Origin of the sequence: Microcystis sp. M083S1 (assembly GCF_020246405.1) — a bacterium.
GTDB classification, from domain to species: Bacteria; Cyanobacteriota; Cyanobacteriia; order Cyanobacteriales; family Microcystaceae; genus Microcystis; species Microcystis aeruginosa_C.
In genome coordinates, this window is sequence record NZ_JADBTB010000013.1 from 1 (window position 1) to 11,804 (window position 11,804).

The window sequence follows — 11,804 nt, forward strand, 5'->3', positions numbered from 1 at the left end:
AACCCCCCGTTGGGGGCGTGGCGCCGCCCCCAAACCCCCGCGCATTAGTTTTTCGGTGGGATGCTTACACGCAGCTGCTGATACGTCTGTAATAATTTAAGAGTCACTGATAATTGCTGATTGTCGGTATTTTTGCAAATGTTAGATGCACCCTTCCTAATTCCTAATTCCTAATTCCCACTTCCTAATTCCCACTTCCCATTTCATAATTCCTAATTCCCACTTCCCATTTCAGGTTCTTCGGTTTGTCTTATGCAACGTACAGGATTATAAGGAATGAAACTCTTATAGAGAAAGACATTTGGCGATTTTTGTTAATTGTTTTCGATCTAGAGCGAACTAATCAATGAAATCTCTTGCCAGATAAGGATTTAGTCCATTTATGCCACCCTATCGAACCATACTAAGTAACGAAGAACCCCATTTCATAATTCATAATTCATAATTCATAATTCCCTGATCAAGATGAATTTAGAAGCAATCATCCTAGAGGAAATTAAACAATCAGTAGCGGGTCGAATTAGCTTCGAGCGCTGGATGGATTTAGCTCTCTATCACCCCGATTATGGCTATTACACCTCTGGAAAAGTAAAAATTGGCTCAAAAGGAGATTTTTTTACTTCCTCGTCCCTAGGGGCAGATTTTGGTGAATTGTTGGCAGAGCAATTTGTCGAGATGGCGGAATTTTTGGGCAATTCGCGAGGATTTACTTTAGTGGAAGTGGGAGCAGGTTCGGGAATTTTAGCGAAGGATATCCTTGATTATTTAAGTGATAGCTATGCTGATTTTTATCAAAATCTCAGTTATATAATTGTCGAACAATCTCAGAAACTCAGGGAAAGACAACGGGCAACTTTAGCGGGATATTCCCCAGTATCTTGGCGAAGTTGGCCAGATTTAGCCGATAATTCCCTTGTGGGTTGTGTGTTTAGTAATGAGTTAATCGATGCTTTTCCTGTCCATCGAGTTGTGATCGAGTCGGGAGAATTGCGAGAAATTTATCTAGGATTGGGGGAACCTTTTCAGGAGATTATCGCAGATTTATCTACTGACAGAATCAAAGATTATTTTGATTTAGTGGGGATAAATATTCCTTCACCACTTTATCAGGAGGGTTATCAAACTGAGGTAAACTTATTAGCTTTAGACTGGTTAGAAACGGTTAATCGGAAACTCGATCGAGGTTATATCTTAACCATAGATTACGGTTACACTGCCGAAAAATATTATCATCCCCAAAGAAGTCAAGGAACCCTACAATGTTATCGACAACATCAGCGTCATGATCATCCTTATTTGTGGGTGGGAGAACAAGATATTACCACTCATGTGGATTTTACTGCTTTACAACGTCAAGGGGATAAATTAGGCTTAAAAAATCTCGGTTTTACTCAGCAAGGATTATTTTTAATGGCTTTGGGATTAGGAGATAGATTAAATGAACTTTCTCAAGGAAAAATCGATATATCAACTATATTTCAGCGTCGAGATTCCCTACATCAATTAATCAATCCCACCGGTTTAGGAGGATTTGGAGTGTTAATTCAGGGGAAAGGAGTAGAGGAAAGAATACTTCAGGGATTAAGCAAATAACTAAAAAAAGGGCTGAATGCTGTTAACTTTCAGCCCCAAAAATAATTAAGCTCCTACAGATTCTTTAGCCGCATACATTACCTCTAAAGTTATTTCACCAATACCTCGCTCCCGGGCAAATTTTTCGGTATTTCGTTTGACTTTCCCGCGCACAAAACCAGGTATTTTCTGCAATTCTACCGTAGCTTCCTTATTCCAATTTAGGTCAGAATCTGCCGAAATACCCTTAGTAATTACCTCTTTTGTATCATGACCACCGAATATCTCTAATAGGTGATCTTCCATACCCAAAGTAAAGGAATTATAGACCAAATCAGCGATCTGATTAGTGCCTTCGTAACCTAAGAAAGGTTTATAACCGAGGGGGAAATTTTGGATATGAATAGGTGCGGCAATTACTCCACAGGGAATATCTAAACGTTTGCCCACATGACGTTCCATTTGAGTACCAAATATCGCCGCTGGTTCTAATCGAGCAATAGCATCCCCTATCGCCCCATTATCATCACTAATTAACACTTCATCGCAATATTCACTCACTTGTTCCAGGAACCAATCCGCATCATACTTACAATAAGTACCCGCTAAAACCACATGAATTCCCATCTCCCTGGCGAGAATTTTTGTCATAGCGGCTGCGTGGGTATTATCACCAAAAACCACCGCTTTTTTGCCAGTTAAATTTTGACAGTCAATGGAACGAGAAAACCAAGCAGCTTGGGAGATATGCAGAGTTTGTTCATTGATAAAATCTTCGTAATCTACTGCCGCACCCTGGCCATTAATTACCTCTTGAATTTTGCGAATACAGCGGGCTGTTTCCACCACTCCCATGGGGGTAATATCAACGTAGGGCATAGCGAATTCGCTTTCGAGATATTTGGCTGTCATTAATCCCACTTCTCGATAGGGAACCAGATTAAACCAAGCGCGGGGCAGATTTTTTAAGTTTTCCACCGAGGCAGCTTCGGGAATAATTTCGTTAACTTCAATGTCCAAATCTGCCATTAACCGCTTTAATTCCGTGCGATCATGTTGGTTATGGAAACCGAGGGTGGTAATACCGATAATATTAACCGAAGGTTTAGGGGTTTTCTGGGAGATAATTTCCCCTTTTCTTTGGGCTTTATCGAGATAATATTTGATAATTTGATAGAGGGTTTTATCGGCCGCTTGTAGCTCATTATAGCGATAGTGGTTGACATCGGCCAGCAGCACATCCCCCTCGGCATCCTGTCGCGCTCTTTCGACAAAGTTTTGTAAATCCTCTTGGAGAATGCTGGAGGTGCAGGTGGGGGTTAAAACGATTAAATCGGGACTTTCTTCGCGATCTTTGCGAACAATATTATCGACGACTTTTTCTTGGGAACCCCGGGCTAAAACATTACGATCGACAATACTAGCAGTGACGGGGGTAAAATTACGCTCCCTTTCCAACATCGAGCGCATGACGTTAAAATAATCGTCTCCCAGAGGAGCGTGCATGATAGCATGAACATTTTTAAAGGAACTGGCGATCCTTAAAGTGCCAATATGAGCGGGACCCGCATACATCCAATAGGCCAATTTCATAGAGGGTTCTCCTACAGTCAGACTTTTTTGATTGTCTCAGACTTTACGGATTTAGGAGTGAACGCTTAACGGAAGATTACAAAAAGTCCCCATGCAGATTAAGTATCTTTTCGGGGAAAAATGACATAAATATTAATGTTAACTTTTTTAACAATTTATGTCATTAGGGCAAAAATTTCTTTACCGACCGCTTGGTAACAAAGCCAGCCAAAATTCGACCGGGGGTCGGGATAATCTTTGACGATGACTCCCTTTTCGGCCGCTCGTTCAAAAGCAACTAAACGGGGAATTTCTCGCTTAAATACGGGTAATTTTGCTTCTTCTAGAGCTTTCCGCGCTTCTCGTCCTGTTTTTGTCCGTGAATCCACTTGGGTTAAAAGAACTCGATAATTATCGGTCATCGTGGACAGCAATTCTACCGCTTTAATCGTGACATCGATATCGAGATGATTGGGAGTGGTGGGTAGGATTAATAAATCGCTGCCCTGAGCTAAATCTTTTAACTCGTCCGGTTCCGGCCGGGCCTGGGTATCGACGATAATATGAGTGTATTGTTTCACCAGTCCCGTCGCTCCAGCTTGGGACGCTACCATAAAAGGAAGGGTTTCTTCCCGGGACCAATGGAGAGCCGAACGATTTTTATCCGCATCAATCAATAAGGTGGGCGCTTTTTCTTGAAAATAGGCGGCCAAATGAATCGATGTGGTGGTTTTCCCGACCCCTCCCTTCAGTGCTACGACGGAAATAATCATGAACGGATCGAATAAGTGAGTATTTTCTAGTGTACTCCCAGACGGACTGAAAACCGTTTAAGTTTCCCCGCAGAAAGGCTATCAGTCGGGATTCTAGATTTTTGAGCGTGACTCTTTCGATATCATATCGATAACTTTTTACGGTTTAAGGCACACATCTATTATCTTGGCGAATATCCCAACTACCATCAACACGAAATAAAAATAAACAGCGTTTGTCGGGTGTACCGGCAGCCACTAAAGTAATTCTGCCTAACTGTCCCCAAGAACCCCCTAACCCCTCTCTTGTGTCGCCCCAACTAGCGCGATAAATTGTCCCTTGATTACCCACAGGTCCGTTAACTAGGCGTAGGGTAGAATTATTAGTATCGATGCTAACGCCGCGAGTGATGGGAGTCCAATCGGTGACATTTTCACATTCGTTCCCTTCCACTTTTGCCACTTTAATCTGTTCGGTTTCACTTGCGGCCATGCACAAAGATATAGGGTGAGAACCTCCTCCTGTGGCTTGATAACGGGTATTTTTCCATTGTTGGGATATTTCAAAGGTGGCGATATTTAAGCGAATCCAAGCCATGAAACGATGATAAACAGAAAGGGCAATGGTTAAGAGAATTCCTAATAAAATTAGGGTAACTAACATCTCGACTTGAGTTAAGCCAGAGGTGGATTTTTGCCGATTAAAAAGCTGTAAATTGCGAAAAGTATTAGAAGAAAGGTCGAAGATATTCATAAGCCTCATCTTGCCTTTTTATTTTCAATAAATTATGGGATTAGAAAGGAGCAACAATTAATTTGCGCTAGGATAATCCACATAATTTACTGCTGTTATTACGGACAAAATTGACGGCGATCACAATTTTTCGTGATATAAGCAAAAATGAGCTAAATAAAAGCAATTTTGCAATTTTATGATCAATTCAGTTTATTTGCTCTGTTTATATAGCCAAATGTCCCGCTAACGAATAAATCCCAATTGTCGTCTAGCCTCGAATAATCCGATGGCCACACTAACGGAAAGATTTAAACTTCTCACCCCCGGTTCTGCCATGGGAATATAAACCGTGTCATCACATTGATTTAATAAATCTGCTGGAATACCGTCGGTTTCACTGCCAAAAAGTAGCCAATCTCCGCTTTGATAGCTGTATTCCAGATAACTACTGCTGCCGCGCACGGTAAACCCGATCGCCCTTCCGCCGCTCTTTTGTTGATATACACAAAAGTCATCGATTGTCAAGTGGTACATAAGTTTTACATAGGGCCAATAATCTAAGCCGGCCCGCTTCAGATAGCGATCGCTAATTTCAAAACCCAAAGGACCGACTAAATGCAATTCTGTCCTCGTTGCGGCGCAGGTACGGGCAATATTCCCCGTATTTGGCGGAATTTGCGGATTAATTAAAACCACTCGTAAAATCGCTTCAGTCATCAGTTATCAGTTATCGGTTATCAGTTATCAGTTATCAGTTATCAGTTATCAGTTATCAGTTCACTGTTCACAGCAAAAAACTCCCCACCTCTCAAGTCATAATTCATAATTTATAATTTATAATTCCCACCTCTCAATTCATAATTCATAATTTATAATTTATAATTCCCACCTCTCAATTCATAATTCATAATTTATAATTTATAATTCCCACTTCCCTTGGGTGAGGACTAACTATACTAGATTCTGCCCCACCCTAGTCAAACTTATTTTAAATTGGTATAACTATCCATACTCAACGGGACTAAATCGCCATGGATGGTCAAACCTAACAACATTGTTGCATTAGCGGGGATTAAATTGCCTGTAAGAGCGCAAATCTCATTTTTTCTAGCTGTAGCGTTAAATACTGCCCTTATATCGCCAGCACAAAACTGCGGTCGATAATCTCCTGATTTCTGTTGAACGAAATTCCATAGGACATCGCGAATGAGCGCTTGATAACCTTGATTGCCGGAAATCTCTTTCAGCTTGTCTTTGAGGACTCTTTCCAGACGAATGCTGGTGACTTCCATATCGGTAGTGGTGGTGCGTGTGATTGTCCGCATAATTTTTTCTCCCGAATACTAAACCTATTGGTGTTACAAGTGTAGTATAAGAAAGATACCTTTAACAAGCACAACCGAGAAACCATCACCTCTGCTGCTCTTTTATTGTTACCTCATGGCTATTTTTCCCATTTTTGAACTCTCGAAAATTAATTATTCAAGAAGTCTACTGTTAATCCAGTTATAGTCAAGCATAAACAGCGATCGTATTGAGCGAATAATAACTATTCTTAATATACCCAAACCCCTAGACAAAATTGTTATTGTTCCTCAGATTGACAATAACTCTAATTGTCTCCCCTGTAGGTCTTTAACCCCGATATTTTCTTGAGAATCTCTGGATAAATCTAAAACCTTAATCACCTCTTTTGCCACCGCTTTTACCACGGGAATAGCCACAGAATTGCCGAACTGTTTATAAGCTTGGACATCGCTGACAACAATCTGAAAACTATCGGGAAATCCCTGTAATCTTGCCCATTCTCTGGGGGTCATTCTGCGGACGAATAATTTATTTACCTCTCCCTTAATGCGAGTAACCGGAGTAAAATTAGTCAGTCTTTGATCGATAACTAAATTTCTTTCTTTTCCCATACCTCCCACCACAATAGCATTAGCGATACCATCGGGAGAAATAATCTCATAACCAAAACCATTACCTTTATTTTGGTGTCTGGCCCTGTGTTTAAACAAAGTTTCTAAATACTGATTAGAGAGATAATATTTAACGCTGACTTCCTTTTCTTCTAGGATATCTTTGAGACAAGTTTCTTGATGGGTTGGTTGGGGATAGGAAAAATGGTAAATATTTAAATCTTCTCGAAAACCGATGATAAAAATTCGGGGACGGTTTTGAGGAACCCCAAAATATCTGGCATTTAAAATCTGGGGACTAGGGACAAAATAATGCAAATCCTTTTCTAGTATATCTAAAATAGTTTTTAAAGTTTTACCTCGATCATGATGGACTAAACCCTGGACATTTTCTAAGATAAAAGCTTTCGGTTTCTTTTCGTGTAATATCCGGGCAACTTCAAAAAATAAGGTTCCGCGTGCATCTTCAAAACCGTGTTTTCTGCCGGCGATACTAAAGGCTTGACAGGGAAAACCGCCGCATAGTATATCATGATCGGGGACAGTTTTTACCTCTAATTTTCTGATGTCTTGATTATCGGGTAAATGACCATAGTTAGCCAAGTAAACCTTTTGGGAGTGAGGATCGATTTCCGAAGAAAAAACGCATTGACAACCGAGATTTTCTAGGGCGATTCTAAATCCTCCTATACCGGCAAATAAATCAATAAAAGTCCACATATTTTCTCTATTCTAAGCTTTTGTTTTGATCCCAGAGACGATATTAAACCAGCTATCTTAGATTTTAGTATAAATGCTCGCATCTTTTTCCTCGCCAAAAAAAATCGGGAGTAGAATTACTACTCCCGATAAGCTATGAACTTTAGACTTGCCAATTTATTGGAATATACTGGCAACCTTGGCGCTTACGTCGGGTTTAGTTTCAGCGTAGATATTTTGACGAGTAGCGGCGATTTCTCTGTAGGCTTGACGCACTTCCGAGTTAACTGCCACCGTTTTCACATCGTAGATACGGGTAGCTAGTTGGGGATAAAAACCGATAGCGACAATCAAAGCGAGGAAAGAGACAGCGATAAAGATTTCTCTGGGTTTAGCGTCAATATATTCTGATTCGTCAGGAAGGACACAGCTAGTACCGAAACAAACTGCCTGTTCGTTACTTTTGTTGGGGGTAATGTTAGTAATATCGCAGGAAGAACCATCTCCGTAGAAAACTTGACGGAGCATGGAGAGTAGATAAATCGGGGTGAGGATTAAACCAACGGAAGCGAGGAAGACAGTCACAACCCGGAAGGTTTGGCTATAAACGTCACTGCTAGTGACACCGATAAACACAGTAATTTCACTGGCAAAACCGCTCATTCCGGGTAACGCTAGGGAAGCCATGGCGCCAGCAGTAAAGAGAGCGAAGACTTTCGGCATCGCTTGAGCAATCCCACCCATCTCGTTTAAAGCTAAGGTATGGGTGCGGTCATAGGTGACACCAGCAAGGAAGAATAAGACGGCGGCAATTAAACCATGGGAGAGCATTTGTAACATAGCGCCGCTAATACCCACATCGGTGAAGGAAGCAATCCCTAAAAGGACGAATCCCATGTGTGAAACCGAGGAATAAGCGAGACGGCGTTTCATGTTTTGTTGACCGAAGGAAGCGAAAGCACCGTAGATAATATTAACGACACCGAGAATCGCTAGAATCGGGGCAAAGTAGATGTGTGCATCGGGTAGAAGGCCCATATTAAGGCGGATTAAACCGTAACCACCCATTTTGAGGAGAACACCAGCGAGAATCATCGATACAGGTGCAGAAGCTTCACCGTGAGCATCGGGGAGCCAAGTATGGAGGGGGAAGATGGCGAGTTTGACTCCGAAAGCGATTAATAAACCAGCGTAAAGGACTAATTCTAAAGCGAGGGGATAATCTTTAAATCCTAATTCCGCCATATCAAAGGTCATCGCGCCACCACCGTAAAGGGCCATGGCTAGACCGGCAACGAGGATGAAGATAGAAGCGGCGGCGGTGTAGAGTAGGAATTTAGTGGCGGCATAACGACGTTTTTGACCACCCCAGATGGAAACGAGTAGATAAACGGGAATTAACTCGATTTCCCACATTAAGAAGAATAATAATAAATCTTGGGCGACGAAAACACCAATCTGAGCGGCGTAGAGCAACAGCATCAGGAAGTAGAATAAACGGGGTTTGCGGTCCACTTGCCACGCGGCCAAGATAGAAAGGGTTGTCACCAATCCTGCTAATAAAACTAACGGTGCTGAGATACCATCCACTGACACCGCCCAACTTAAACCAATTTGGGGAACCCAATCGATTTTTTCTACTAATTGTAAGTTGGGGTTGCTTAAATCATATTTTTGTAAAAAGACGTAACACATTAATATAAAGTCTGCTAGTCCGACTCCAAGCGCGAACCAACGAACAGTTTTTCCTTCTTTGTCGGGGATTACAGGGATCAGGAAAGAGGCAAGCAAGGGGAGCAAAATGATGGCAGTGAGCCAGGGGAAGTTAGCCGTTAGCATGGCAGTAAGAAAAAATACCTATTTCGTTATGTGTTCATTTTATGCGACTTTGTAAAATTTTGTGAATATTTTTTGGCCTACCTTTACCATAGGCTTTTGTCTATAGTTGGCGCATCATCATCGATTAACCCAAATAAGCTTGTTTGACTCGCTCATCCTTGAGTAAATCCCCGGCTTTTCCCGCGATAGTCAAGCGTCCCGCTGCCAAAACATAGCCGCGATTGGCAGTTTCTAAGGCTAAATGGGCGTTTTGTTCCACTAACAGGATAGTTACTCCCGATTTATTTAATTTACGGATAATACTGAATATTTCTCGCACTATCTGCGGCGCTAGTCCTAAACTGGGTTCGTCTAGTAACAATAACTTGGGACGACTCATTAAAGCTCTGGCAATCGCAAGCATCTGCTGTTCCCCACCGCTTAGGGTTCCCGCTAACTGCTCTCGGCGCTCCGATAGTCGGGGAAAACGTTGCAACTGCTCTTCGATATCGCTTTTTACTCCTAGGCGATCGCTTCTCGTATACGCACCTAACTGCAAATTTGTCAAGACTGTTTGACGCGCTAAGATTCTTCTCCCTTCCGGACTATGGGCAATTCCCCGCTTAACGATTTCATGGGGCGGTAAATGGGTAATATCTTGACCTTGATAAATTATTCGCCCCGTCTTTGCCGTTAAAATCCGAGATATCGTCTTTAGAGTCGTCGTTTTTCCTGCTCCGTTCGCTCCAATCAGGGTGACAATTTCCCCTTCTTCTACCCTTAAGCTAACCTGCTGTAATGCCTTGATTCCGCCATAATTAACCGATAAATCGCTAATTTCCAACATAAACCCAGTCAAATCCCAATAGGATCACTATAGCAGTGATCAGTTACCAGTTATCAGTTACCAGTTACCAGTTACCACTGATCAGATGTGAGTTTTTGGTCAGTCCCGATGAAAAAATTTTCACCCCCACAGAGGAAAGAGGTTTCCTTCCCTACACCCCACACCCTACACCCTCTTTCAAGTCAGAGATAAGGAGGAAGTCTGAGCATTTGTACTAAGTTTTCCCAGACACAAATTAACAGTGCTGTCTTTTCACTGCTTACTGTTTACTGATAACTGATAACTGATAACTGTTTACTGATTATCTGCCTAAAACTTCCAAGACAACTGGGGCAACTCCCGATTGGAAGACACCGATAATCGCTGCCGCACCTCTGGAGAGATCGATGACGCGACCACCGCTAAACGGACCGCGATCGTTAATTCGCACCACCACCGAGCGCCCATTACGCAGATTAGTTACCCTAACCCTAGTGCCGAAAGGTAGATAGCGATGAGCGGCAGTTAAACCACTAGAGTTAAAAGTCTCACCACTAGCGGTGCGACGACCGTGGAAACCAGGACCATACCAAGAGGCCATTCCCTGTTTACGGGGGCGACTGCTGGTTTTTACCGCTTGGGTTGTTTTCGGCTTCTCTGCTGGTGTCACTGAGGCAGGATTGCTGGCCGGGGCCGGCTTGACTTGATTGGGTTGTGATTGGGGTTGTACCGTCGAAGGAATGGCCTCTTGGGTTCGGGGTGTAACGCTTGCAGGGACGGTATTTTCTTTGTCCACTAGGGACTCCAAAGTTTTTAGAATTTCGTTAACATTATCTTGAGCCGAACGTGATAATTTAATATCTGAATCAGATGTTCGACTATTAGAAAAAGCGGACAGAACGATTTGAGTAGTTGACTCGACCACAGTTTGACGATCTAGGCTAATATCCGTCAGGCTGTTGCTGTGTCCTGCTGTCTGGGAACAAATTATCGAGGCTGTAGTCCCCACTACGGTAAGGGCAGTTACAGCTTGTAGTTTGTTGATCAGTTGTTTATTCATAGACTTTCTTATTGTGCGTTAGCAAGTTCCCAATGCAAAGCTGAAGGAATTTGCTAACATTCCTTTTTGCTTGCAAAGCTAACTTGGTTGCGTTCTGTTCAACCGTATCACGGAAAATTGGTTGGTCATTACAAGAATTTATATCGTTATCGGGCAAGAGAATCAAAAATTTAAATAAAGGGTTGACCTGCACCAAAAACCAAGTTAAGATGGAAGGTTTTTAATTTTTTGTGTCCTAGAGGGGATCAAGGTTAGAAAAACTTAGGGAATTAGTGAAATTTCGAGGGGGAATAATGCTAGTATTGACAAGGGTTTCAAGGATTATCAGCCCTCCCCGATTTCCCTCTATAGCAGCAGATAATGGTTAATAAAACTGTTTTCTTCGCTACAAAAAACTAGATTTTTAAGATCAATGTTAAATCAGACCAAGGATCAGAGATTAAAAATTATAATAGGGGCTTGACAAGCAACTAAAAATAAGCTGTTATTAGCCAAACTTAACTATAGAATCAGAAATGCTGATATAGGCTAATACTAAATCCTGTTTAAAAGGGATAGGAAATTATGAATTATGAATTATGAATTGGGGAGTAGGGAGTTTTTGGCTGTGAACAGTAAACAGTGAACTGAAAACCCGCATCTGATCACTGAATACTGAGGACCGACTCCTAACCCCACGAAAAGCTTTTTGCCGCAAACCCTATATAGAGCTTGCTGAATAAATCTAAAAACCTTGTTGGATAAGGCTTTTAGACTTTTTTGACCTCAAAAAGTGCCGACCATTGGAGGGATCGGGGGTAAAATTCAGGTACTTTTTCCCTGAAAATTAGGTAACTGACTACCTCAAAAT

General features: G+C 41.9%; 10 protein-coding genes. 1 reads left to right on the plus strand and 9 read right to left on the minus strand.

Features of this window, described 5'->3' with window-relative positions; translation table 11 throughout:
* The first annotated feature begins 465 nt into the window (after positions 1 to 465).
* A complete protein-coding gene (locus IM450_RS00895; protein ID WP_287670620.1) occupies positions 466 to 1,593 on the plus strand; it encodes a class I SAM-dependent methyltransferase in 1,128 nt (375 codons plus the stop codon).
* A gap of 45 nt (positions 1,594 to 1,638) precedes the next feature.
* Here IM450_RS00895 and bchB read toward each other — a convergent pair whose 3' ends face one another.
* The 9 genes from bchB to IM450_RS00940 all read right to left on the minus strand — a co-directional run bounded on the left by bchB (position 1,639) and on the right by IM450_RS00940 (position 10,954).
* Positions 1,639 to 3,165: a ferredoxin:protochlorophyllide reductase (ATP-dependent) subunit B gene (gene bchB, locus IM450_RS00900; protein ID WP_287670622.1), complete on the minus strand. Its 1,527-nt coding sequence runs from the start codon at positions 3,163 to 3,165 to the stop codon at positions 1,639 to 1,641.
* A gap of 155 nt (positions 3,166 to 3,320) precedes the next feature.
* The gene (locus IM450_RS00905; protein ID WP_287670624.1) at positions 3,321 to 3,917 is read right to left on the minus strand and encodes a ParA family protein; all 597 of its coding nucleotides are present in this window, start codon (positions 3,915 to 3,917) and stop codon (positions 3,321 to 3,323) included.
* A gap of 145 nt (positions 3,918 to 4,062) precedes the next feature.
* The gene (locus IM450_RS00910) at positions 4,063 to 4,650 is read right to left on the minus strand and encodes a prepilin-type cleavage/methylation domain-containing protein (protein ID WP_287670626.1); all 588 of its coding nucleotides are present in this window, start codon (positions 4,648 to 4,650) and stop codon (positions 4,063 to 4,065) included.
* 225 nt (positions 4,651 to 4,875) lie between these two features.
* Positions 4,876 to 5,349: a tRNA (cytidine(34)-2'-O)-methyltransferase gene (locus IM450_RS00915; protein WP_002803984.1), complete on the minus strand. Its 474-nt coding sequence runs from the start codon at positions 5,347 to 5,349 to the stop codon at positions 4,876 to 4,878.
* 266 nt (positions 5,350 to 5,615) lie between these two features.
* Positions 5,616 to 5,957, minus strand: coding sequence for a hypothetical protein (locus IM450_RS00920; protein WP_002803985.1), 342 nt, complete (start codon positions 5,955 to 5,957; stop codon positions 5,616 to 5,618).
* Positions 5,958 to 6,227: 270 nt separating this feature from the next.
* Positions 6,228 to 7,271: a DNA cytosine methyltransferase gene (locus tag IM450_RS00925; RefSeq protein ID WP_287670629.1), complete on the minus strand. Its 1,044-nt coding sequence runs from the start codon at positions 7,269 to 7,271 to the stop codon at positions 6,228 to 6,230.
* 156 nt (positions 7,272 to 7,427) lie between these two features.
* Positions 7,428 to 9,089: an NAD(P)H-quinone oxidoreductase subunit 4 gene (locus tag IM450_RS00930; protein ID WP_287670631.1), complete on the minus strand. Its 1,662-nt coding sequence runs from the start codon at positions 9,087 to 9,089 to the stop codon at positions 7,428 to 7,430.
* A gap of 124 nt (positions 9,090 to 9,213) precedes the next feature.
* Positions 9,214 to 9,915, minus strand: coding sequence for an ABC transporter ATP-binding protein (locus tag IM450_RS00935; RefSeq protein WP_287670633.1), 702 nt, complete (start codon positions 9,913 to 9,915; stop codon positions 9,214 to 9,216).
* 301 nt (positions 9,916 to 10,216) lie between these two features.
* A complete protein-coding gene (locus IM450_RS00940; protein ID WP_002803995.1) occupies positions 10,217 to 10,954 on the minus strand; it encodes a septal ring lytic transglycosylase RlpA family protein in 738 nt (245 codons plus the stop codon).
* Positions 10,955 to 11,804: the final 850 nt, after the last annotated feature.

What these genes read in the sequence shown, in the direction of transcription:
- IM450_RS00895 (WP_287670620.1), top strand. Translation starts at nt 466, where the DNA reads ATGAATTTAGAAGCAATCATCCTAGAGGAAATTAAACAATCAGTAGCG.
- bchB (WP_287670622.1), bottom strand. Translation starts at nt 3,165, where the DNA reads ATGAAATTGGCCTATTGGATGTATGCGGGTCCCGCTCATATTGGCACT.
- IM450_RS00905 (WP_287670624.1), bottom strand. Translation starts at nt 3,917, where the DNA reads ATGATTATTTCCGTCGTAGCACTGAAGGGAGGGGTCGGGAAAACCACC.
- IM450_RS00910 (WP_287670626.1), bottom strand. Translation starts at nt 4,650, where the DNA reads ATGAATATCTTCGACCTTTCTTCTAATACTTTTCGCAATTTACAGCTT.
- IM450_RS00915 (WP_002803984.1), bottom strand. Translation starts at nt 5,349, where the DNA reads ATGACTGAAGCGATTTTACGAGTGGTTTTAATTAATCCGCAAATTCCG.
- IM450_RS00920 (WP_002803985.1), bottom strand. Translation starts at nt 5,957, where the DNA reads ATGCGGACAATCACACGCACCACCACTACCGATATGGAAGTCACCAGC.
- IM450_RS00925 (WP_287670629.1), bottom strand. Translation starts at nt 7,271, where the DNA reads ATGTGGACTTTTATTGATTTATTTGCCGGTATAGGAGGATTTAGAATC.
- IM450_RS00930 (WP_287670631.1), bottom strand. Translation starts at nt 9,089, where the DNA reads ATGCTAACGGCTAACTTCCCCTGGCTCACTGCCATCATTTTGCTCCCC.
- IM450_RS00935 (WP_287670633.1), bottom strand. Translation starts at nt 9,915, where the DNA reads ATGTTGGAAATTAGCGATTTATCGGTTAATTATGGCGGAATCAAGGCA.
- IM450_RS00940 (WP_002803995.1), bottom strand. Translation starts at nt 10,954, where the DNA reads ATGAATAAACAACTGATCAACAAACTACAAGCTGTAACTGCCCTTACC.